The sequence below is a fragment of the Blastococcus sp. SYSU DS0510 genome, from assembly GCF_054050835.1.
Map to the genome: position 1 here is coordinate 27,750 of NZ_JBJHAC010000018.1, position 20,707 is coordinate 48,456.

Here is a 20,707-nt window from a genome sequence, read left to right on the forward strand (position 1 = left end):
ATCGTCATGCGGGTCCGGCGGCACCGCCCGGGGCCGGCTGCCCGTAGAAGACCTGCTCGACGACCGTGCGCGCGTGCCGGGTGGTGCGGCGGTAGTCGTCGAGGAACCGGCCGGGTTCGTCGTCGGGGCCGTACCCGCAGGCACGGGCGACCCCGCCGAGCTCGAGGCCCGGCCGCGGTAGCTGGTCGCTGGGGCGGCCGCGCACGAGGAAGATCGCGTTGCGCGCCCGGGTGGCCAGCTCCCACGCCGCGGTCAGCGCCTCCGCCTGCTCCTCCGGCAGCAGCCCCTCCGCCGCGAGCGCGGCCAGCGCCTCGACGGTGGAGGCCACCCGGAGCGCCGGCACCCGGGCGGCGTGCTGGAGCTGGAGCAGCTGGACGGTCCACTCGACGTCGGCCAGCCCGCCGCGGCCGAGCTTGGTGTGGGTGGCGGGGTCGGCGCCGCGTGGCAGCCGCTCCCGCTCCACCCGCGCCTTGATCCGGCGGATCTCGGCGACCTGCTCGGGGGTGAGCCCCTCCGACGGATACCGCACCGGGTCGACCAGGGCGACGAACTCCGCGCCCAGCGCCTCGTCGCCGGCCACGGGCACGGCACGCAGCAGCGCCTGCACCTCCCACACCGAGACCCAGCGCTCGTAGTACTCGCGGAAGGCCGGGAGGCTGCGCACCAGCGCGCCCTGCCGCCCCTCGGGCCGCAGGTCGGCGTCGACCTCGAAGGCCGGGTCCGGCGCCGGTTCGGACAGCAGCCGCCGCAGCGTGTGGGCGACGGCGTTCGCGGCGGCCGTGGCCTTCCCCTCGTCCGAGCCCGGCCGCGGCCGGTGGACGAACAGGACGTCCGCGTCGGAACCGAAGCCCAGCTCACCGCCGCCCAGCCGCCCCATGCCGATGACGGCGAGGTCCATGGGCAGGTCGGCGACGTCGACGCGGGCCTCCTGGGCGTGCGCCCGCAGGGCGGCGTCGAGCCCGGCCTGCAGCGTGGCGGCGGCGACGTCGGTGAGCGCCCGGCCCACCCGGTGCACGTCCAGCCGGCCCAGCAGGCTCGCGGCCGCGATGCGCAGCAGCTCCTGGCGGCGCAGCCCACGGATGACCCGCACCCCCGCCTGCGGGTCGGGGGCCCGGCCGGCCGCCTGCCGCCACGCCTTGGCCAGGGTGGCCGCCGACCGCGGCTCCAGCTCCGCGTCGTCGGCGAGCAGGCGCAGCGCCTCCGGCGTGCGGGTGAGCAGCGAGGCGACGTACTGGCTGGAGCCCAGCAGCTGGGCCAGCCTCTCGGCGACCTGCCCCTCGTCGCGCAGCAGGCGGAGGAACCACTGGTTCCCGCCCAGCGCCTCGCTCACCTGCCGGTAGGCCAGCAGCCCGGCGTCCGGGTCGGGGCAGGAGGCGAAGGTCTGCAGCAGCACCGGCAGCAGGTACTTCTGCATCGAGGCCGACCGGGAGACCCCGCCGGTGAGGGCCGCCAGGTGGCGGAGCGCCCCTTCCGGGTCGGCGAAGCCCAGGGCCCGCAGCCAGTCACCGGCCGCCTTCGACCCCAGGTGCAGGTGCTCGCCCGGGACGCGGGCCACCGCCGACAGCAGCGGCCGGTAGAAGAGCTTCTCGTGCAGCCGGCGCACCTCGCGGGTGTGCAGCGCGAGCTCCGCCCGCAGCACGTCGACGGCGTCGCCGCGGTGGTCGGGCTTGTACCCCAGCGAGCGGGCAAGCCAGCGCAGCTGCTGCTCGTCGGTGGGCAGCAGGTGGGTGCGGCGCAACCGGAGGAGCTGCAGCCGGTGCTCGACGGTGCGCAGGAAGCGGTAGGACGCGATCAGCGTCGCGGCGTCCTCGCGGCCGACGTAGCCGCCGGCCGACAGCGCCAGGAGCGCCGGCAGCGTGCCGCCGACCCGCAGGGTGGCGTCGGCGCGGCCGTGCACCAGCTGCAGCAGCTGGACGGCGAACTCGACGTCGCGCAGCCCCCCGCGGCCGAGTTTCAGCTCCCGCTCGGCCTGGGCGGGCGGGATGTTGGCCTCCACGCGGCGGCGCATCGCCTGCACCTGGCCGACGAACCCGGGCCGGTCGCCGGCCTTCCAGACCAGCGGCCACAGCGCGTCGACGTAGCCGCGCCCCAGGTGCGGGTCGCCGGCGACCGGGCGCATCTTCAGCAGCGCCTGGAACTCCCAGGTGTCGGCCCACTGCTCGTAGTAGGCCGCGTGCCCCGCCACGGTGCGCACCAGCGCGCCCGCCTTGCCCTCGGGGCGCAGCGCCGCGTCGACCTCCCAGGCCGCCTCCCGGCAGATGCGCATGAGGGAGGCCGCGACCCGCGTGGCGCCGGCGAGCGCCGGCGGCTCGGGGTCACCGGGGTCGACCGGCTCCGCCACGAACACCACGTCGACGTCGCTGACGTAGTTCAGCTCCCGCCCGCCGGTCTTGCCCAGGGCGATGACCGCCAGCCGGCAGGCGGCCGTGTCCTGCGGCTGCTCGGCGACGGCGAGCGCCAGCCCGGCGGTGAGCACGGCGGCGGCGATGTCGGCCAGCTCCGCGGCGGCGTCCTCGGCCGGCACGCCGTCGGCCAGGTCGCGCCCGGCCAGCGAGAGGATCGCCCGGCGGTAGGCGTGCCGCAGCGCCGCGATCCGCGAGGGTCCGGCGTCGGGCGCGGCGGAGCCCAGCCGGACGCCCCACGGCGGGTCGTCGGGGTCGGCGCCGACCGCGGCCAGCATCTGCTGCTCCAGCCCGTGCGGGGTGGGCCGGCTGGGGCCGTTGGCGTCGTCGAGCACCTCCCAGTCCAGCGGGTAGGCGGCGAGGTGGTCGGCCAGCCCGGAGCTCGCGCCCAGGACGGCGAGCAGGCGGCCGCGCAGGTGGCCGGAGCCGCGCAGCCGGGCCAGCAGCGTGGCGGCCGCGCCCCCGGTGTGGTCTTCGGCGTCCAGCGCCTCGACCAGCCGGTGGAGCGAGCGGACGGCGAGGTCGGGGTCGCCCGCGCGGGCCAGCGCCGCGACGACCGGCCCCGCCTCCGGGTCGGCCGGCTCGTTGCGGTCGAGATCCCAGAGCCCGAGCGCCGGGTCCGACAGCAGCCGCGCCGCGCGTTCGCCCTCCTCGAAGCCGAACCGGACGAGGCGGACCACCGCGCGCCGCGGGACCTCCGCCTGCGGCACGCTCACGCGCCCACCTGCGCCCGGGAGCGGACCAGGTCGGCGAAGCGCCCGGCGAACGGGCGCCACGCCTCGGCGACGTCGTCGTGCGCCGCGGCCGCCCGGGCGCACAGCGTCTCGACGTCCAGCGGGCTGGCCGCCACGCCGACCGGGTCGCTCGCGGCCCAGGCCCTCACCATCTCCGGCGTCGTCTCGATGTGGAACTGCAGCCCGTAGACGGCGGTGCCGACCCGGTAGGCCTGGTGCGGGTAGTGCGGGTTGCCGGCGAGCAGGGTCGCCCCCGCAGGCAGCTCGGAGATCTCGTCGTGGTGCCACTGGATGACGTCCGGCGAGAGCGGCAGCGGGCGGAACACGGGGTCGGCGTCGGCGGCGTCCCGCTTGGCGACCAGCGTCGCGCCGACCTCGGGCCCGTCCACGCCGACCCGGGTGCGGCCGCCGCCGACCTGGGCCAGCAGCTGGGCGCCCAGGCAGACGGCGAGCGTGGGCAGGTCGGCGGCGAGCGCCTGCCGGAGGAGCTCCCGCACGCCGACGAGCCCGGGGCTGGTCGCCTCGTCGTCCATCGACGACTGCGGCCCGCCCATCACCAGCAGCCCGTCGTAGCCGTCGAGGGTCGGCGGCAGCGGCTGCCCGAGCCCGAGCCGGCGCTCGTCGAGCTCCAGCCCGGCGTCCCGCAGCCACTCCCCCAGCCGAGCCGGCGGATCGGTCTCGCTGGGGACGACGACGAGCAGGTGGGCCACCGTCGCAGCCTAACGAGCGCGTGCGGAGGCAAGCCTGGAACGGCCTCGTCGCAGGGTCCCGTGCCGAGCCTGCGAGGTACGGGGGGCGACGAGGCCCTCCTAGAGCCCGGGGAGGTAGCGCCGCAGCTCGAACGGCGTGACGTTCTGCCGGTAGGAGTTGAACTCCTCCCACTTGTTGCGGAGGAAGAACTGGAACACGTGCTCCCCGAGGGTCTCGGCGACCAGTTCACTGCCCTGCATCGCGGTCAGCGCCTCGCCGAGGCTCACCGGCAGGTCCTCGTACCCGGCCGCGCGCCGCTCGGTGTCGGTGAGCGACCAGACGTCGTCCTCGGCCTCCGGGGGCAGTTCGTAGCCCTTCTCGATGCCGCGCAGCCCGGCGGCCAGCAGCACCGCGAAGGTGAGGTAGGGGTTGCAGGCGGAGTCCGGTGAGCGGACCTCGACCCGGGCCGACTGGGCCTTGCTCGGCTTGTAGCTCGGCAGGCGGACCAGCGCGGAGCGGTTGGCCCGGCCCCAGGTCGCCGCGGTGGGCGCCTCGGTCCCGGCCAGCAGGCGCCGGTAGGAGTTCACCGTCTGGTTGGTGATGGCGGTGACCTCGCGGGCGTGGGTCAGCAGGCCGGCGATGAACTGCTTGCCGGTCGTGGAGAGCCGCATGGGGTCGGCCGGGTCGTGGAAGGCGTTGCGGTCGCCCTCGAAGAGCGACAGGTGGGTGTGCATCGCCGAGCCCGCCAGCTCGGTGAAGGGCTTGGGCATGAAGGTCGCGTGGACGCCCTGGGCCAGCGCCACCTCCCGGACGACGTGCCGCAGGGTCATGATGTTGTCGGCCATGGAGAGCGCGTCGGCGTAGCGCAGGTCGATCTCCTGCTGGCCCGGCGCGACCTCGTGGTGGCTGAACTCCACCGAGATCCCCATCGCCTCGAGCGCGAACACCGCCTCGCGCCGGAAGTCGTGCGCCACGTTGTGCGTGGAGAGGTCGAAGTAGCCGCCGGTGTCGGCCGGCTGCGGCGGAGTGCCGTCGGTGGGCAGGTCCCGGAGCAGGAAGAACTCGATCTCCGGGTGCGTGTAGAAGGTGAACCCCATGTCCCCGGCCTTGGCGAGCGCCCGGCGCAGCACGTGGCGCGGGTCGGCCCACGACGGCGAGCCGTCGGGCAGGGTGATGTCGCAGAACATCCGGGCGGTGTCGCTGGGCCGGCCCTCGCGCGCCGGCATCACCTGGAAGGTGCCGGGATCGGGCTTGGCCAGCATGTCCGACTCGTAGACCCGGGCGAAGCCCTCGATCGCCGAGCCGTCGAAGCCGATGCCTTCGGCGAACGCCGCCTCGATCTCCGCCGGTGCCACCGCGACGGCCTTGAGGTAGCCGGAGACGTCGGTGAACCACAGCCGCACGAAGCGGATGTCGCGCTCTTCCAGGGTCCGCAGGACGAACTCCTGCTGTCGGTCCATGCCGGCCATGATCCAGTCCGCTCGTTTCGGGAGTGTGACGTCGGCGCAAGCCTGCCCCGTCCGGGCGATCCGCACACCGTCCTGCGCCACGGACGACGACGTGTCGCGGTCGGCGGCGCCCGGTCAGCCGGGCGGGTGCCAGTCCGGGGGGCTCAGCACCGCCGCCATGCGGCTCAGCTCCGCCCGGTGCAGGGAGGCGAGCCGGCCGAGGATCTCCTCGCCCGCCGGGGTGAGCACCACCCGCACCGCGCGCGCGTCGTCCGGGTGCGCTGTCCGCCCGACGAGGTCCTGCTTCTGGGCGCGGTCGACCAGCTCGACCACGCTGTGGTGGCGCAGCTGCAGCCGGTCGGCCAGCTCGCGGACCGTGGCCCAGTCCCGCTCGGGGAACCCCTTGAGCGCCAGGAGCAGCTGGTACTGCTGCGGCGTGAGCCCGTGCCGGCGCACGACCTCCTCGCTGAACCGCAGGTAGCGCCGGATGCCGAACCGGAACCGGGCCAGCGCCTCGAAGTCGGCCTTGCTCAGGGGCGCCGGGTCGCAGTTCTCACCCGTCGCCGTCACCGCGCCATCACATCACGGCGCCGCGCGCGGAGGTCTGGCGACTTCTATCGTGCTGCGATACGTTCGGCCTCGTCCCGGGCGGGCTCCGCCCGGGCGTCGGCGAGGAGGACCTCGTGCGCGGACAGCCCGGCGGACCGGCGCGGGAGCGGCCATGAGCACCCGCGCGGGCTCCCCGCCGGTCGTCGTCCGGGTCACCGCCACCTCCGAGGACGCCGTCGACTGGGCGGCGGCCGAGGCCTCGATCCGCGGCCTGCCGCTGCGGCTGGTGCACCCGGTGAGCAGCACGGCCGAGGCGCTGGAGGCCGCGGCGTCCCGGGCCCGCGCGGTCGACGGTGGCCTCGCCGTCGAGAGCTCCCGGGTCAGCGGGCCGGCCCGCCGCGCGTTGCTGCGGGAGAGCCGCACGGCAGCCCTGCTGGTGCTCGGCGCCCCTGCTCGCGCGACGCTGACCCGGGTGCTGCCCGCGCATGCGCCCCTGCGGCTCGCGGCCGCCGCCGCGTGCCCGGTCACGGTGGTCCGCGCCCTACCTCGCGCCACCGATCCGCGGTCGGCACCTCGCGTGGTGGTCGGGATCGACGGCACGCCCTCCTCCGGCGCCGCCCTCGGCTTCGCCGTCCGGGCGGCCCGCCGACGGGGCCTCCCCCTCGTCGTCCTGCACGCGTGGACCGCCGACGCCCCCGCGGACCTCGAGGGGGTGTGCGCCTCCCGCGTCGTCACCGAGGCCGGCGCCGTCGGGCTGGTGGACCGGACGATCGCACCGTGGCGGGAGGAGTTCCCCGACGTCCCCGTGACCGCGGACGTCCGGTGCGAGGACGCCGCCGCCGCGCTCGTCGCGACGTCCGACGGCGCCGCGCTCGTCGTCCTGGGGACCCCGGGCCGACGCCGGCTGGCCGGGAACCTCCGGCCGGTGGGGCTGCGGGTGCTGGCCGGGGTCGCCGGCCCGGTCGTCGTCGTCGGCCACGAGGGACGTGGGACGCAGCCGAGCCGACGGGGACTGCGCAGCGCCTCGAGCCGCTGACCGGCATCCGGCTGCCATGGCCGACGACCCTGCTCCCGGGGGCGGCTGGGCGCCGACCCGCGCACCGGGGCGGTCGCCTTCTGGCGACCGCGACCACCGGCCCCCCCTCGCACCCCGGGTGGGTGCGAGGCGAGGATGGGGCCGTGAGCGATCAGCAGCCGGTGCAGATGCGGGTGTCCCTGGCCCAGGTCGACACGCGGGTCGGCGACCTCGCGGGCAACAGCGACCTGGTGGTGCGCTGGGCGGCGGAGGCCGCCGGGTCCGGCGCCCACCTCGTCGTCTTCCCCGAGATGACGCTGACCGGCTACCCGCCGGAGGACCTGGTGCTGCGGGAGTCGTTCGCCCGCGCCAGCGAGCAGGCCCTGGTCGACCTCGCCGCCCGGCTGGCGGCCGACGGGCTCGGGGACCTCGCCGTCGTCGTCGGGTACCTGGCGCACACCGAGGGCAGCGGCCCCGCCCCGGTCGACGAGCCACCGACCGACGACCACCGGCCCAGCGACGCCAACCCGCGCCGGGGCGCGCCGCGCAACGCCGCGGCCCTGCTGCACGGCGGCGAGGTCGTCGTCCGCTACTACAAGCGCCACCTGCCCAACTACGGCGTCTTCGACGAGGCGCGGTACTTCGTGCCCGGCACCGAGCTGCCGGTGGTGCGGCTGCACGGGGTCGACGTCGCGCTGACCGTCTGCGAGGACCTCTGGGTCGAGGGCGGACCGTGCGGGGTCGCCGGGCAGGCCGGGATCGACCTGGTGGTCTCGCCCAACGCCTCTCCCTACGAGCGGGCCAAGGACGACCTGCGGCTGCCGCTGGTGCGCCGCCGGGCCGCCGAGGCGCGGGCCGCGATCCTGTACTGCAACCAGGTCGGCGGGCAGGACGAGCTCGTGTTCGACGGCGACTCGATGGCCGTCTCCCCCACCGGCGAGCTGCTGGCCCGCGCGCCGCGGTTCGTCGAGCACCTGCTCACCGTCGACCTCGCGCTGGACCCCGCCGCGGTGCCGCAGCGGCGCGAGGGCCGGATCGGGCCGATGACCGTCACCCGGCACGTGCTGTCGGAGGCCCCGGTGCCGGCGTACGAGGCGCGGCCGGCGACCGTGGCCGAGCCGCTCGGCGACTGCGAGGAGGTCTGGCGGGCCCTGGTCCTCGGCCTGCGGGACTTCATCGACAAGAACGGCATGCCCTCGGTCGTCCTGGGCCTCTCCGGCGGCATCGACTCCGCCATCTGCGCGGCGCTCGCCGTCGACGCCCTCGGCGCCGACCGGGTGCACGGCGTCGGGCTGCCGTCGAAGTGGTCCAGCGAGCACTCGCTGGCCGACGCCGAGGACCTCGCCCGCCGCACCGGCCTGCACTACTCGGTCGTGCCGATCGCGCCGATGGTCGACGCGTTCGAGGCCTCGGTGGAGCTCTCCGGCGTGGCGGCGGAGAACCTGCAGGCGCGGGTGCGCGGCACGCTGCTCATGGCGCTGTCCAACCAGCACGGGCACCTGCTGCTGACGACGGGCAACAAGAGCGAGGTCGCCGTCGGCTACTCCACGCTCTACGGCGACTCCGCCGGCGGCTTCGCCCCCATCAAGGACGTGCCCAAGACGCTGGTGTGGGAGCTGGCCCGCTGGCGCAACGCGCACGCCGCCGGGCGCGGCGAGACCGAGCCGATCCCGCGGAACTCCATCGACAAGCCCCCGTCGGCCGAGCTCGCGCCCGGGCAGGTCGACAGCGACTCGCTGCCCTCCTACGAGGAGCTGGACGCGGTGATCGCGGACTACGTCGACCGCGACCTCGGCATGGCCCAGCTGCTCGAGCGCGGCCACGACCCGGAGGTGGTGGCGCGGGTCCTCCGACTGGTGGACAGCGCCGAGTTCAAGCGCCGCCAGTCGGCGCCCGGCACCAAGATCAGCCTCAAGGCGTTCGGCCGCGACCGGCGGCTGCCCGTCACCAACCGGTGGCGGGAGACCGTGCCCACCGTGCGAGAAGGAGCACAGGCATGAGCGAGTCGGTCCTGTACGGCGGGCAGTCGACGGCGCGGGTGCGCATCCACCACCTGCAGCAGGCCAAGGAGCGCGGCGAGAAGTGGGCGATGCTCACCGCCTACGACACCTACAGCGCGGCCATCTTCGAGGAGGCCGGCATCCCGGTGATGCTGGTCGGCGACTCCTCCGGCAACGTCGTCCTCGGGCACACCAGCACCGTGCCGGTGACCGTCGAGGACATCCTGCTGATGACCAAGGCGGTCACCCGCTCCACCAAGCGGGCGCTCATCGTGGCCGACCTGCCCTTCGGGTCCTACGAGTCGGGGCCGCAGCAGGCCTTCGAGACCGCCGTCCGCATGATGAAGGAGGGCGGCGCCCAGGCGGTCAAGCTCGAGGGCGGGCTGCGGGTGGGGCCGCAGATCAAGCTGCTCCACGACGCCGGCATCCCGGTCATGGCGCACGTCGGCTTCACGCCGCAGAGCGAGCACGCGCTCGGCGGGTTCCGGGTGCAGGGCCGGGGCGCCGGGGCCGAGCAGCTGCTCGCCGACGCGCACGCCGTCCAGGAGGCCGGCGCCTTCGCCGTCGTCCTGGAGATGGTGCCGGCCGCCGTCGCCGCGCAGGTGACCAAGGAGCTCTCCATCCCCACGATCGGCATCGGCGCCGGCGTGGACTGCGACGCGCAGGTGCTGGTGTGGCCGGACATGGCGGGGCTCAACGGCGGCCGGGTGCCGAAGTTCGTGAAGAAGTACGCGGACCTGCGAGGCGAGCTGCTGCGGGCGGCGAGGGAGTACGCCGACGACGTCCGCGGAGGGGTCTTCCCGGGGCCGGAGCACTCGTTCGACTGACCGACCGCAGGGCCGAGGTGCCCTGTCGGCTCCGCGCCGGGGGTGTCACGGTGCTCCATGGGCACCGCGGAGAACAAGGAACTCGTGCGCCGGATGGTCGACGAGTGCGTGAACACCCACCGGGCGGACCTGCTCGACCGGTTCGTGACCGCGGACGTGCGGGTGCATGCCGGGACGCCGGGGGCGGCTCCGGCCACCGAAGGCCTGCAGCAGCTCCGGGAGTCCTTCTCCCGGTTCCGGACGGCCCTTCCCGACCTGCACGTCCACCTCGACGACGTCCTCGCCGAGGGCGACCGGGTGGCCGTGCGCTGGACGGGCAGCGGCACCCACTCCGGTGCGCTGGCCGGCGTCGCGCCGACCGGGACGCCGGTGCGGTGGGGCGGGACCGACCTCTACCGGATCGCCGGGGACAAGGTCGCCGAGTGGTGGCGCAACGACGACATGGTCTGGCTCCTCCACCAGCTGGGCCGTGACCTCACGCCGGTCTCCGGTTGAGCCGCAGCCGGCACCGCTCCCGCACCGCGAGCCGGCCGTAGCCGACGACGTTCGGCGTGACGGCGACGGCGTAGGTGCCGGCCTGCGTGCCGGTCGCGTCGACGTCCAGGCCCAGCGGGTCGAAGAGGTAGTGACCCAGGAAGCCGCCCTCGTATCCCGGTGCGCCGGCCCGCTCGCGCAGCCACAGCTCGAGGTCGGTGAGCGGGCAGTCGGCGCCGGCCAGGTTGACGGCGAGGATCACCAGTGCGACGGGGGCGTGCAGCAGCACGAGCCGGGGCCACCGGAGGGCGAGCAGGGCGCCGACCAGCATGAACAGGACGGCGGCGGCGTGCACGAGCGCCACCGCGTTCGCGAGCAGCACTCCCCCACTGTGCCACCCGGGGCGTGGCCCGGGGGCCGGTCAGCCGGCGAGCTGGGCCAGCAGCACCGCCGGCGCCTCGGCCAGCGAGGGGCCGTACCAGGTGAGGTGCCGCCCGCTGACGAACACCGGCCGGGCCTGCGGCCACGCCTCCGGGCCGTCCTCGGGCGTGAACGCGTAGGGCTCGTCGGGGAGGACGACGAGCTCCGCCGGCACCGTCGCGGGCTCGTCCGGGCGGAGCTTCGGGTACCGGTCGGCGTGCTCCGCGAACACGTTGCGGACGCCGAGCCGGGCCAGCACGTCGCCGGCGAAGGTGTCACGGCCCAGCACCATCCAGGGACGACGCCAGATCGGGACGACCGCCGGCACGTCCGGCAGCCGCGGCGGCGCGGTCCAGGCCGCCCGCGCCGCGGCCAGCCAGCCGGGGTCGGGGCGGTCCAGCACGGCGCAGAGCCGGGTGAGCGAGTCCAGCGCCTCGTCGACGGTGGCCGGCGCGGTGACCCACACCGGCACGCCCGCAGACCGGAGCGCCGCGACGTCGGGGTCCCGGTTCTCCTCGGCGTTGGCGACCACCAGGTCCGGCGCCAGGTCGAGCACCCGGCCCACGTCCGGCCACTTGGTGCCGCCGACCCGCGGGACGTCGAGCCCCGCCGGGTGGCTGCACCAGTCGGTCGCCCCGACCAGCAGGCCGACGTCGGTGGCGGCGATCGCCTCGGTCAGCGACGGCACCAGCGAGACCACCCGCCGCGGCGGCGGCCCCGCGTAGGGCCGCCGCTGGTCGTCGCACCTGCCGCCGCCGGTGAGAAGCCGGAGCGGCCCCCTGCAGGGCCCCGCCGCGAGCGTGCGAGCGGTGGGGGGCAGGGGGTCATTCATCAGACGTCGGTGATCCGGACGCCCGCGTGCACCTTGTACCGGCGGTTGACCGACACGAGGTTGATGGTCAGCGCCTCGACCTGGCGGGCGTTGCGGAGCCGCCCGGCGTAGATGCCGCGCATCCCCGGCAGCCGCCCCGCGAGCGCCTGCACCGTGTCCATCGCGGCCCGGTCGTCCCCGACGACCATCACGTCGCCGTCGATGGTGGGCTTGGAGAGGTCCTCGAGGAGCTTGGCCGACAGGTGGTGGAAGGCGCCGACGACGTGCGAGTCGGGCAGCAGCGCGGCGGCCTGCTGGGCGGCGCTGCCCTCCTCGACGTCGAGCACGTACGCGCCGAGCTCGTCGAAGCCCATGGGCACGACGCAGTCGACGACGATCTTGCCGGCCAGCGGGGTGGCGAGGTCGCGGAGCGTGTCGCCGTGCCCCGCGAAGGGGACGGCGACGATGACCAGGTCCGCCGCGCCCGCGACGTCGACGTTCGAGCCGCCGGTGACCGACACCTCGACCCCGCCGGCCACCGTCGCGGCGCGCTCGGCGACCTCGGCGGCCACCTCGGCGGCGCGCTCGGCGTCGCGGGAGCCCAGCAGCACCCGCTGCCCCTGGGCGGCCAGCCGCACGGCCAGCCCGCGCCCCTGCGGACCGGTGCCGCCCAGCACACCCACGACCAGTTCCTCGACCGCGCGACCGTCCGTCACGTCCACCCCTCCCGCGGCGCCGGACAGCCCGGCTGCTCGGACCGATCATGCCCCGCCCGGTCAGGACGGCGGGGGGTCGCCCCGCCACTCGCGGTCCTCGGCGTCCAGCTCCTCGTTGCGCTCGGCGATGGAGGCCAGCGCGTGCTCGGCCTCCTCGCGGGTCTCGTACGGGCCGAGCCGGTGCCGCTCGGCGCAGCCCTCGCGCGGCTCGACGGTGTGGTGCCTGAGGCAGAAGAACCAGGGCCCCTCGCTCATGCGCGACCTCCTTCGCTCGTCGGACGTCCCCAGCCTTCCACCGGTCGCCCGGGCCCGCTCGGACGGCGTTGGCGCCGGCGCGACGACTCCGACCTCACCCGGAAGGGCGCCGGAGGGTGACGGTCAGGAAACGGGGGGTGTCGGAACGCCGGTCCGTGCGGCATCCTGCACCGGTGACCGGCCCGGACGTGCGCGCCTCTGACCAGGCCACCGTCACCCCGGAGCCGGCGACCCCGCACGGTTCCGAGCACCGCGTCGCCGCCCTGACCGTCGCCGTGCTGCTGGCCACCGGCGCCGTCATGGGGTCGGTCAACCTCGTCGTGGACGGCGTGCTGCGGGAGGGCGCCGCCCGGTGGGCCTACGCCGGCACCATGCTCCTGCTGCTGACCCTCGCCGTTGCGCTGGGCATCCGCGGCCGGCTGGGGCCCGGGTACACCCTCGCCCTGGTGCTGCTCGGCGACCTGATCTACCTCGTGGTGGTGCTCTGCATCGAGGACCCGCTGCGCTACGCCACGCCGCTCATGCTGCTCTTCCCCGCGCTCGCGGCCGCCTGGTTCCTGGAGGCGCGGGCGCTCACCGTGCACATGGCGGTGACGACCGCCGTCTGCCTGGCCGCCCTCTGGCCCAGCTACGACGGCGCCATGGCACTCGGCGTCCAGGTGGGGGTCAGCGCCTGCACGCTGAACGGCGCGGCGACCTCGGTCTTCCTGCTGCGCCGGCGGGTGCAGCGTCTCCTGGCGGCGACCGAGACGCTGACCCGGATCGACCCCCTCACCGGGTTGCACAACCGCCGCTACCTCGTCGAGCAGGCCGAGCGGCTCTGGCGGCAGGCACGGCGGGACGGCACCCGGGTGTGCGCCATGGTGCTCGACCTCGACCACTTCAAGCGGCTCAACGACGAGTTCGGGCACGCGGTCGGCGACGCCGTCCTCAGCGCCGTGGCGACCTCCCTCGCGGCCGCCGTCCGCCCCGCCGACGTGCTGGCGCGCATCGGTGGCGAGGAGCTGGTGGTGGTGGGCTCGGTGAGCGACGCGACCGAGGCCGGCCGGCTGGCCGAGCGGCTGCGGTCGGCGGTCGCCCGGGGCCACGGCACCGGTGGGCACGGCGTCACCGCCTCCGTGGGTCTCGCCGTCACCCGGCCGCTCGACGGCGAGGACGCGGTGGCGGCGCTGTGGCGGCTGGTCGACGAGGCCGACGCCGCCATGTACCGGGCCAAGCGCGAGGGCCGGGACCGGGTGGCCACCGCGGGCGTCCCCCGCGCCCGCAGCCCGCGCGCCGAGGAGACCAGCTCCTAGGCCCCCGGGTGCCTCTCTCGACCGGTGGATCCCGCGGTTCTCTGCTTCCCTAGGGGCATGCCGCAGGCCGCGCCCGCCCCGACGCGCACGCTGCCGCCGCCGCTGCGCGAGCAGGCCGACGTCCGCGACCGGTGGCTGACCCAGCGGCTGCTCGACGTCCTGCCGGGGCTGATGGACCAGGCGGGCATCGACCTGTGGATCGTGGCCGGCCGCGAGTACAACGAGGACCCGGTGCTCGCCACCCTGCTCCCGGCGTCCTGGCTCTCCGCCCGGCGGCGCACGATCCTGCTGCTGCACCGCAGCGACGACGGCGTGACCCCCGCGGCGGTCTCCCGCTACCCGGTCGGCCAGTTCCTCCCCGCCTGGACCGCCGAGACCCGCGAGCCCGCCGGGCGCGATCAGTGGGCGGAGGTCCGCCGCTTCGTGGAGCAGGCCGATCCGCGACGGATCGGCATCGACGTCTCCGAGCACTTCGCCCTCGCCGACGGCCTCTCCCACTCCGAGCACCGGCTGCTCAGCGAGGCGCTGGGCCCGTACGCCGACCGGCTGGTCTCCGCGGAGCGGCTGGCGGTGAGCTGGCTGGAGACCCGCCTGCCCGAGGAGATCGGGGCGCTGCGCGGGATGAACCGCCTGGTGCACCAGGTGATCGCCGAGGCCTTCTCACCCGCCGTCGTGCGGGCGGGCGAGACGACCGCCCTGGACCTCGCCTGGTGGCTGCGGCAGCGCTTCCACGACCTCGGGGTGGAGCCGTGGTTCCAGCCCTCGGTGCTGCTGCAGCGCGCCGGGGTGCCGCTCGCGGAGGACGAGGGCACGCTGCTGCCCGCCGTCCCCCGCGACGTGGCGGTGCTGCCCGGTGACCTGGTGCACTGCGACGTCGGGCTGAGCTGCCTGGGCCTGCGCACCGACACCCAGCGCAACGCCTACGTCCTGCGGCCGGGCGAGACCGACGCTCCCGTGGGGCTGCGCGCCGCGCTGCGGGCGGCCAACCGGCTGCAGGAGCTCACCGCGGCCGCGCTCCTGCCGGGCCGCACCGGCAACGAGGTGCTGGCCGCCGCCCGCGCCGCCGCGGCGGACGAGGGCATCGACGGCGACGTCTACTCCCACCCCATCGGCTACCACGGGCACGGCGCCGGCCCGGCCATCGGCCAGTGGGACCAGCAGCAGGGCGTGCCGGGGGCCGGCGACCACCCGGTGCGCCCCGACACGGCCTACGCGCTCGAGCTCGCGGTGCGCCGGCCGGTGCCGGAGTGGGGCGGCCAGTGCGTCCGGCTGGGGCTCGAGGAGGGCGTCGCGCTCACCACCGACGGCGTCGAGTACCTCGACGGGCGGCAGACCGCGTTCGTCCTGATCGGGTGACACCCCGCCGCCCCCGCGGACGGGAGCGGCGAGGGCCGGGCGGTCACTTCTGGCGCGACTTCGCCGTCCGCTTGTCGTTGGCCTTCTGGATGGCGTCGACCAGCTGCTTCTTCTTCATCTTCGACCGGCCGGAGATGTCGAGCTTCTTCGCCAGGTCGTACAGGTGGCTCTTCGACGCGTTGGCGTCCACGCCCCCCTTGGTCTTCCGGTCGGTGTCGCGGCCACCGGCGGCCTGGGCGTCGGAGGGCCCCTTCTTGCCGCCCTCCTTCTTCTGCCAGCGGTCCCCGACCTTCTCGAACGAGTGCTTGACCGCGGCCCACGCCGTCCGGGCGGCCCGCTCCTCGTCGTCGTACTCGTCCACCGCGGAGTCGTAGGCCTTGGCGTAGGTGCGCTGTGCCTTCTTCGGCGAGCGCTGCAGGGTGCTCGGCAGCTCGGACTGCTTGGCGTCGCCCTTCTTCGTCGTCTTCGGCATCGCTCTCTCCTCTCGTGTCCGGCCAGGACCTACCCCGGCCGCCTCGGACGATCACATCCGTCGAGCCGTCACGAGCCGCTCACCAGCGGCTCCGCGAACCGGCCCACCGAGCGGGCTCGGCGAGCTCCACGCGGACCGGCTGCGCCGGTAGGTTCCGCCCGTGGACGAGAGCACCTTCTGGACGCTGGTCGAGGACACCCGCGCGGAGGCCGCCGAGACGGCGCGCGGCTCGGTGGTCGCCGAGCACGTCGCCACCCTCACGGCCGCCCTCGAGGAGCTCTCCGACGACGACGTCCTCGGCTTCTACCGCCAGCTCATGACCGCCCGCGCCCGGGCGAACCGCTGGGACCTGTGGGCCGCCGCGTACCTGGCGCTCGGCGGCGCGAGCGACGACGCCTTCCTCGACTTCCGGAACTGGCTGATCAGCCTGGGGCGGGACGCCTACGAGCGGGTGCTCGCCGATCCGGACGCCGTGGCCGACCTCGAGTGGGACGAGGACGAGGACGACTTCGGCTGCGCCGAGGAGTGGGCCTACGCCCCCCTGGAGGTGCTGGACGACCGCGGCTTCGCCGAGGAGGACCTGGACCCGGGCCCCGACGAGGTCGACGACCAGTTCGGCAAGCCCGCGGGCGAACCGTTCCCGGAGGACGACGACGAGTGGTTCGCCGCCCGGTTCCCCCGGCTCTGGGCGGCCTACGGCCAGGTCTAGCCGGGTCTAGCCGGGTCTAGCCGGGTCTAGCCGTCCAGGTACCGCGTCCAGTGCGCCCGCTCGGCGTCGGTCATCGCCCGGCTGGCGTTCACCGCGAAGTCGAACACCACCAGGACGCAGTCCGCGCGGATCGCGACCTGGCCGTCCTGCTCCAGCTCCTGCCGGAGGGTGAAGGACTTCGTGCCCAGCCGGGTCACCCAGCTCCGCACGCAGAGCTCCTCGCCGACCCGGTAGTAGAGCTGGCGCAGGTAGTCGACCTCGAGGCGGGCGAGGATCAGCCCGCCACCGGTGTGGTCGTCGCCCAGCGCCAGCCGTGCGTCCTCGAGGAGGCTCAGCGCACGGGCGTGGTTGACGTGGCCCAGCATGTCGGGGTCCGACCAACGCAGCCGGACCGGGTGCTCGTGCCGCACGTCAGGGCAGGTCCGCGGTCTCGGCGGACTGCCGGTGCGCCCCCTGGGCATCGTCCGGGTCGGGGTGGACCGTCCGCTCCTCCGACTCGGCGAGGATGACCTCGGCCGCGACCTCCTCCATGCCGCTGCCCCGCAGCGCCTCCTCCTCCGGCAGCAGCTGCGACCGCGTCCCGACGTTGTCCTCGGTGACGTTGTCCAGCGCCTCCGGGCTCGGCTTCTTCTGCGTGGTCACGTCAGAACCGCTGCTGCTCGGTGCCGATGCCCAGGGCGCGGGCGACCTCCTGGACGTTCTCGAACCGCTGCCCGGCGGGCAGCCGCCGCAGGTCCGACAGCACCCGGTCGGTGGGGTTGCCTTCCTGCGCCTTGGCGATCAGCTGGTCGCGGTCGGCGGGCCACACCTCCTTGCCGAGGGCCTCGGCGAGCGCGGCACGGTGCTCGATGTCGCGCTGGTCGGTGCCGGGCGCGGTGGCGGCCTGGTGGGGGTCGGTCACGGGGATCTCCTTCGTCGTGGCGGTGGAACGTCGGGGTGCCGGGGTCAGCTGCCGGCGTCGGTGGAGGCGTCGGTGTAGCGCAGGATCGCGGCCACCGGCTCGTCGTCGGGCAGCGCCGCCCTCGGGACGGCGAGCACGCCGGCGGCGCTGGCGACCGCGGCCTCGACCAGGGCGGCCCCGGCCGGTGCGACCTCGCCGTGCACGCCCAGGGCGTCCATGTCCTGCTGCTTCACGCCGAGCTCCAGCGGGCCGCCGCCGACCAGCAGGGTGGCGTCGGCGTCCTGCTCGTCGGTGAGGAGGAGGGTCTCGACCTGGCCCTTGCGCAGCGCCTCGACGACCGCGTCGGTACCGGTGACGGCCAGCCCGTGGGCGCCCGCGGCCTGCACCTTCTCCACCGCGTCGGCGATGTCGCGGGCCTCGTGCTCGGCGATCAGCTCGGCGGCGCGGCGCTGGACGGGCTCGCGGTCGGCCCCCGCGGCGCGACCCCCCTCGTCCATGGACACGACGAGGTCCGACCACGCCGCGTGCGCCTTGTCGCTCAGGATCTGGCGGGCGCGCACGTCACCGGCGAGCAGGATGAACCGGATCGGCAGGCGCCGGACGAACGAGTCGATCTCGTCGGCGACCCGGCCGGCGTTCTCCTCCCACTGGTTCTCAGCGGTGTGCATGTAGGTGTTGTGCGCCCAGCCGCCGACCTTCACCTTGCGCATGTGGAAGGTGTCACCCTCCACCTGCCGCTCCTCGTCCGGCCGGCCGGAGAGCCCGGCGACGGTGAGATCGGCGCCCACCCGGTCGGCGACGACGACGATGTGCGGCACGCGGCCGGCGAGCTGGCGCAGCACCGGGAGCAGATCGGGGTGCGCCGACCACTGGGCGGTCTCCCGGGCAGGGCTGTCGGCCAGCACCTCGTCGAGCACGACGGACCCGTCCGACGCGACGACGACGGCGCGGCCCTTCAGCGTGCCGGCCTGGCCGCCCTCGTTGCCCTCGAGCAGCCGGGCGCGCACGGCCTCGGTCACCACCTCGGGGGCGCCCTGCTCGGTCAGCTGCTCGGTCAGCGCCCGCACGCGCAGGTCCAGCTCGGTGTCGGCGTTCTCGGTCGTGTGCGTGACGTCGGCGCAGACCGTGGCGTAGGGACCAGCGGCGGCGAACACCGGCTCCAGGAAGGACACGTCCATGTCGGGGGGACAACTCCTCGATCGATCGGGGGTGTTCGGTGGGCGGGGCCGGCTCGCGGAGCCGCGGCTCCCGCCGTCGCCGCCTACCCACCGACCGGCCCCTCACACCCGGTGTCGATTCCGGAGGGCGGGGGTAGGCGGTCCCGCGACACGGAACCGCAGAGAGGACGAGGCATGACCGAGCACGACCAGCTGCCCCTGCCCGACTACGACCACCTGCCCGTGGAGGGCCTGGCCTCGCGGATCCGGACGCTGGACGCCCAGGGTCTGGAGACCCTGCTCGAGTACGAACGCGCCCACGCCGACCGCGTCCAGGTGGTCATGATCATGGAGAACCGCCTGCAGTCGCTCCGCGAGGGCGCCCAGCCCTCCGGCGGTGACCCGGCCGCGCCGGCCGCCGACGACCCGTCGCACGCCGCGGGGGGCTCGAAGGTCTCCGAGGCGACGACCGGCCCGGCCATGAACCCGCCGTCGCAGGGCGACCCGACCAACCCCGCCCAGCCCCGCTCCACCGGCTGACCCTCGACCTGTCCGGGCATAGGAGGCATCACATGCGGGCTGAGCGACCGATCCGCACGTAAGGCCTCCTATGCCCTGAGGACGACGACGTCACGGCCCGCTGAAGGTGGCCACGATGTCCATGACCGCGGGCCCGAGCAGCACGATGAACAGCGTCGGGAGGATGCAGAGGATCAGCGGGAAGATCACCTTGACCGGGATCTGCATCGCCTTCTCCTCCGCCCGCTGGCGCCGCTTCAGCCGCATCTCGGCGGCCTGCGTCCGCAGCACGTCGGCGATCGAGACGCCGTACTGGTCGGCCTGCACCACGGCCCGGATGAACCGGCGCAGGTCGGCGACGCCGGTCCGCTCGGCCAACGCCAGGTAGGCGTCCCGCCGGGGCTGGCCGACGGCGATGTCCTGCAGGGTGCGCACCAGTTCCTCGGCGAGCGCGCCCTTGCCGTTGCTGCCGGCGCGTGCCATGGCGGACTCGAACCCGAGCCCGGCCTCCACCGCGATGGTCATCTGGTCGAGGGTGTCGGCCAGCTCGAGCGCGATCGCCTCCTGGCGCTCCTGCCCGCGGCTGTGGAGCAGCAACTCGGGGAGGAAGTAGGCGACCACGGTTCCGAGGACCGCGGCACCAGCGGTCACGGGGCCGGGCGAGGAGGTCGCCACGAGCAGCCCGAGCCCGCCCGCGACCGGGCCGAGGACGAGCTTCGCTGCGACGAGCCTGGGCACCGGCCAGGCAGCGGGCCGACCGGCGCGGCCGGCCAGGCGGTCGAGCCGCGCGACGGTCCCCCGCGGGGTCAGCCCCCGGACGACCCTGGAGAGGACGCCAGGACCGGTACGGCCGCGCGCACCGGTCACCGCGGCGGGGTGGATGCCGCGCAGCAGGTTGTCGCGGACCTGCGCGCTCTGCCCGGCGGCGCCAGAGAGCAGCGACCAGCCCAGCACGGGCAGGGCCGTGGCCAGGGCGAGCGCGGCCAGGACCACGGAGACGGGAACCGTCGTCATCAGAACCTGATCGCCACGGTCTTCTTGAGCCACAGGCCGCCCACGAGCAGCATCACGGCCGCCCCGGCGAGCAGGCCGTAGCCGACGAGGCTCTGCGTGAACTTGGCCAGGTACTCCGGGTTGCTCACCGAGAGGAACCCGGTCACACCGAAGGGCAGGGCCATCAGCACGATGGCGGACAGCTTCCCCTCGGCCGACAGCGCCTTGACCTGGCGGCGGATGGCGTTGCGCTCACGGATGGTGTTGCCGACGGCGTCGAGCACCTCGGCGAGGTTGCCCCCGACCTCCCGGTGGATGGCGATCGCCTGGGCGACCCAGGTGAAGTCGTCGCTGCCCATGCGGTCGGCGACCTCGTCGAGCGCGTCGTTGAGGTCGCGGCCGACGCGGGTCTCGTTGACGATCCGCGCGAACTCCTCCGACGTCGGCGCCTCCGCCTCGTGCGACACCGAGTCCACGGCGCGCAGCAGGCTGTGCCCGGCTCGCAGGCTGCTGGCCATGAGCTGCAGGGAGTCGTCGAGCTGGTCGGCGAACGCGGCCTGCCGGCGCCCGGCGAGGAAGCCGAGCAGCAGCTTGGCGCCGAACGGCACCACCACGACCAGCAGCAGCGCCAGGAGCGGGCCGGCGAGGACGGCGCCGAGGAGTGCGCCCACCACCGTGGTGAGGCCGACGGCGAGGACGAAGTTCGGCAGCGTCGTCGACAGGCCGGCGCGCTCGAGGGCCGCCGCCCCGGCGGCGAGCCGGCCGCGCTTGACCAGCACCTTCTCGACCGCGGCCCCGGCCGCCGCCCCCGCCCCCGCCAGCGCCGAGGTGGGCGGCGCCACGGACGGGTCCAGGCGGGCCAGCGGCACGCGCGCGGGGCCGGCCGGGAGGACGACCAGGGCGAGGACCAGCAACGCCGCGGCGATCGATCCGACGCCGAGCGCCAGGAGCGCAGCGGACACGG

23 protein-coding genes are annotated in these 20,707 nt (G+C 75.2%); 8 read left to right on the forward strand and 15 right to left on the reverse strand.

What is annotated here, in order from left to right; all coding sequences use genetic code 11:
• Positions 1-4: 4 nt before the first annotated feature.
• The 4 genes from ACI79P_RS15050 to ACI79P_RS15065 form a co-directional block, all read right to left on the reverse strand.
• Positions 5-3,118 carry a bifunctional [glutamine synthetase] adenylyltransferase/[glutamine synthetase]-adenylyl-L-tyrosine phosphorylase gene (locus ACI79P_RS15050; RefSeq protein ID WP_456581862.1) on the reverse strand — a complete coding sequence of 1,038 codons (3,114 nt, stop codon included), beginning with the start codon at positions 3,116-3,118 and terminating at the stop codon, positions 5-7.
• Positions 3,115-3,846, reverse strand: coding sequence for a type 1 glutamine amidotransferase (locus ACI79P_RS15055; RefSeq protein ID WP_456581863.1), 732 nt, complete (start codon positions 3,844-3,846; stop codon positions 3,115-3,117). The genes ACI79P_RS15050 and ACI79P_RS15055 overlap by 4 nt, the downstream gene beginning before the upstream one ends.
• 99 nt (positions 3,847-3,945) lie before the next feature.
• Entirely contained in the window at positions 3,946-5,286 is a 1,341-nt protein-coding gene (gene glnA / locus ACI79P_RS15060) for a type I glutamate--ammonia ligase (protein WP_456581864.1), read from the reverse strand.
• 123 nt (positions 5,287-5,409) lie between these two features.
• Positions 5,410-5,844, reverse strand: a complete 435-nt coding sequence (locus ACI79P_RS15065) for a MarR family winged helix-turn-helix transcriptional regulator (RefSeq protein ID WP_456581865.1) — start codon at positions 5,842-5,844, stop codon at positions 5,410-5,412.
• Between the two features lie 151 nt (positions 5,845-5,995).
• Here ACI79P_RS15065 and ACI79P_RS15070 point away from each other — a divergent pair, with 151 nt between their 5' ends.
• The 4 genes from ACI79P_RS15070 to ACI79P_RS15085 all read left to right on the forward strand — a co-directional run bounded on the left by ACI79P_RS15070 (position 5,996) and on the right by ACI79P_RS15085 (position 10,160).
• On the forward strand, positions 5,996-6,859 hold the full coding sequence (locus tag ACI79P_RS15070; protein WP_456581866.1) for a universal stress protein: 864 nt from the start codon (positions 5,996-5,998) through the stop codon (positions 6,857-6,859).
• Between the two features lie 143 nt (positions 6,860-7,002).
• Positions 7,003-8,838: an NAD+ synthase gene (locus tag ACI79P_RS15075; protein ID WP_456581867.1), complete on the forward strand. Its 1,836-nt coding sequence runs from the start codon at positions 7,003-7,005 to the stop codon at positions 8,836-8,838.
• Positions 8,835-9,665, forward strand: a complete 831-nt coding sequence (gene panB / locus ACI79P_RS15080; protein WP_456581868.1) for a 3-methyl-2-oxobutanoate hydroxymethyltransferase — start codon at positions 8,835-8,837, stop codon at positions 9,663-9,665. Before ACI79P_RS15075 ends, panB begins: the two co-directional genes overlap by 4 nt.
• Positions 9,666-9,722: 57 nt before the next feature.
• Positions 9,723-10,160, forward strand: a complete 438-nt coding sequence (locus ACI79P_RS15085) for an ester cyclase (protein ID WP_456581869.1) — start codon at positions 9,723-9,725, stop codon at positions 10,158-10,160.
• Here the strand turns inward: ACI79P_RS15085 and ACI79P_RS15090 are convergent.
• From ACI79P_RS15090 to ACI79P_RS15105, 4 genes are all read right to left on the reverse strand, one after another.
• Positions 10,141-10,521 (reverse strand): DUF2784 domain-containing protein, encoded by a 381-nt coding sequence (locus ACI79P_RS15090; protein WP_456581870.1) that lies wholly within the window; start codon positions 10,519-10,521, stop codon positions 10,141-10,143. The two genes, ACI79P_RS15085 and ACI79P_RS15090, sit on opposite strands and share 20 nt — an antisense overlap.
• Before the next feature lie 39 nt (positions 10,522-10,560).
• A complete protein-coding gene (locus ACI79P_RS15095) occupies positions 10,561-11,259 on the reverse strand; it encodes a helical backbone metal receptor (RefSeq protein WP_456581930.1) in 699 nt (232 codons plus the stop codon).
• Between the two features lie 131 nt (positions 11,260-11,390).
• On the reverse strand, positions 11,391-12,086 hold the full coding sequence (gene npdG / locus ACI79P_RS15100) for an NADPH-dependent F420 reductase (protein WP_456581871.1): 696 nt from the start codon (positions 12,084-12,086) through the stop codon (positions 11,391-11,393).
• Positions 12,087-12,146: 60 nt separating this feature from the next.
• Entirely contained in the window at positions 12,147-12,341 is a 195-nt protein-coding gene (locus ACI79P_RS15105; protein WP_456581872.1) for a hypothetical protein, read from the reverse strand.
• A gap of 173 nt (positions 12,342-12,514) precedes the next feature.
• On the opposite strand from ACI79P_RS15105, the gene ACI79P_RS15110 reads away from it, so the two are divergent.
• Positions 12,515-13,636, forward strand: a complete 1,122-nt coding sequence (locus tag ACI79P_RS15110; protein ID WP_456581873.1) for a diguanylate cyclase — start codon at positions 12,515-12,517, stop codon at positions 13,634-13,636.
• A gap of 57 nt (positions 13,637-13,693) precedes the next feature.
• Entirely contained in the window at positions 13,694-14,992 is a 1,299-nt protein-coding gene (locus ACI79P_RS15115; protein ID WP_456581874.1) for a M24 family metallopeptidase, read from the forward strand.
• A gap of 43 nt (positions 14,993-15,035) precedes the next feature.
• Here ACI79P_RS15115 and ACI79P_RS15120 read toward each other — a convergent pair whose 3' ends face one another.
• Entirely contained in the window at positions 15,036-15,464 is a 429-nt protein-coding gene (locus ACI79P_RS15120; protein WP_456581875.1) for a ChaB family protein, read from the reverse strand.
• 160 nt (positions 15,465-15,624) lie between these two features.
• On the opposite strand from ACI79P_RS15120, the gene ACI79P_RS15125 reads away from it, so the two are divergent.
• Complete coding sequence (locus ACI79P_RS15125; protein ID WP_456581876.1) at positions 15,625-16,173, forward strand: DUF4240 domain-containing protein; 549 nt, start codon at positions 15,625-15,627, stop codon at positions 16,171-16,173.
• 26 nt (positions 16,174-16,199) lie between these two features.
• On the opposite strand, the gene ACI79P_RS15130 is transcribed toward ACI79P_RS15125, so the two are convergent.
• From ACI79P_RS15130 to ACI79P_RS15145, 4 genes are read right to left on the reverse strand one after another with little or no spacing between them, the layout of a single operon-like run.
• Complete coding sequence (locus ACI79P_RS15130) at positions 16,200-16,634, reverse strand: acyl-CoA thioesterase (RefSeq protein ID WP_456581877.1); 435 nt, start codon at positions 16,632-16,634, stop codon at positions 16,200-16,202.
• Complete coding sequence (locus ACI79P_RS15135) at positions 16,585-16,815, reverse strand: hypothetical protein (RefSeq protein WP_456581878.1); 231 nt, start codon at positions 16,813-16,815, stop codon at positions 16,585-16,587. Before ACI79P_RS15135 ends, ACI79P_RS15130 begins: the two co-directional genes overlap by 50 nt.
• A gap of 1 nt (position 16,816) precedes the next feature.
• Positions 16,817-17,074 (reverse strand): DUF2795 domain-containing protein, encoded by a 258-nt coding sequence (locus ACI79P_RS15140; protein ID WP_456581879.1) that lies wholly within the window; start codon positions 17,072-17,074, stop codon positions 16,817-16,819.
• A gap of 44 nt (positions 17,075-17,118) precedes the next feature.
• Positions 17,119-18,252: a baeRF2 domain-containing protein gene (locus tag ACI79P_RS15145; protein WP_456581880.1), complete on the reverse strand. Its 1,134-nt coding sequence runs from the start codon at positions 18,250-18,252 to the stop codon at positions 17,119-17,121.
• Between the two features lie 174 nt (positions 18,253-18,426).
• Here ACI79P_RS15145 and ACI79P_RS15150 point away from each other — a divergent pair, with 174 nt between their 5' ends.
• Positions 18,427-18,771: a hypothetical protein gene (locus ACI79P_RS15150; RefSeq protein ID WP_456581881.1), complete on the forward strand. Its 345-nt coding sequence runs from the start codon at positions 18,427-18,429 to the stop codon at positions 18,769-18,771.
• A gap of 90 nt (positions 18,772-18,861) precedes the next feature.
• On the opposite strand, the gene ACI79P_RS15155 is transcribed toward ACI79P_RS15150, so the two are convergent.
• Both ACI79P_RS15155 and ACI79P_RS15160 read right to left on the reverse strand, forming a co-directional pair.
• Positions 18,862-19,764: a type II secretion system F family protein gene (locus ACI79P_RS15155; protein ID WP_456581882.1), complete on the reverse strand. Its 903-nt coding sequence runs from the start codon at positions 19,762-19,764 to the stop codon at positions 18,862-18,864.
• Positions 19,764-20,705, reverse strand: coding sequence for a type II secretion system F family protein (locus ACI79P_RS15160; protein WP_456581883.1), 942 nt, complete (start codon positions 20,703-20,705; stop codon positions 19,764-19,766). Before ACI79P_RS15160 ends, ACI79P_RS15155 begins: the two co-directional genes overlap by 1 nt.
• Positions 20,706-20,707 lie beyond the last annotated feature (2 nt).

Excerpts from the sequence above, each read along its gene's own strand:
- ACI79P_RS15105 (WP_456581872.1), bottom strand. The coding sequence starts at position 12,341 with ATGAGCGAGGGGCCCTGGTTCTTCTGCCTCAGGCACCACACCGTCGAG.
- ACI79P_RS15085 (WP_456581869.1), top strand. The coding sequence starts at position 9,723 with ATGGGCACCGCGGAGAACAAGGAACTCGTGCGCCGGATGGTCGACGAG.
- ACI79P_RS15145 (WP_456581880.1), bottom strand. The coding sequence starts at position 18,252 with ATGGACGTGTCCTTCCTGGAGCCGGTGTTCGCCGCCGCTGGTCCCTAC.
- ACI79P_RS15150 (WP_456581881.1), top strand. The coding sequence starts at position 18,427 with ATGACCGAGCACGACCAGCTGCCCCTGCCCGACTACGACCACCTGCCC.
- ACI79P_RS15070 (WP_456581866.1), top strand. The coding sequence starts at position 5,996 with ATGAGCACCCGCGCGGGCTCCCCGCCGGTCGTCGTCCGGGTCACCGCC.
- ACI79P_RS15130 (WP_456581877.1), bottom strand. The coding sequence starts at position 16,634 with ATGCCCAGGGGGCGCACCGGCAGTCCGCCGAGACCGCGGACCTGCCCT.
- glnA (WP_456581864.1), bottom strand. The coding sequence starts at position 5,286 with ATGGACCGACAGCAGGAGTTCGTCCTGCGGACCCTGGAAGAGCGCGAC.
- ACI79P_RS15115 (WP_456581874.1), top strand. The coding sequence starts at position 13,694 with ATGCCGCAGGCCGCGCCCGCCCCGACGCGCACGCTGCCGCCGCCGCTG.
- ACI79P_RS15120 (WP_456581875.1), bottom strand. The coding sequence starts at position 15,464 with ATGCCGAAGACGACGAAGAAGGGCGACGCCAAGCAGTCCGAGCTGCCG.
- ACI79P_RS15155 (WP_456581882.1), bottom strand. The coding sequence starts at position 19,764 with ATGACGACGGTTCCCGTCTCCGTGGTCCTGGCCGCGCTCGCCCTGGCC.
- panB (WP_456581868.1), top strand. The coding sequence starts at position 8,835 with ATGAGCGAGTCGGTCCTGTACGGCGGGCAGTCGACGGCGCGGGTGCGC.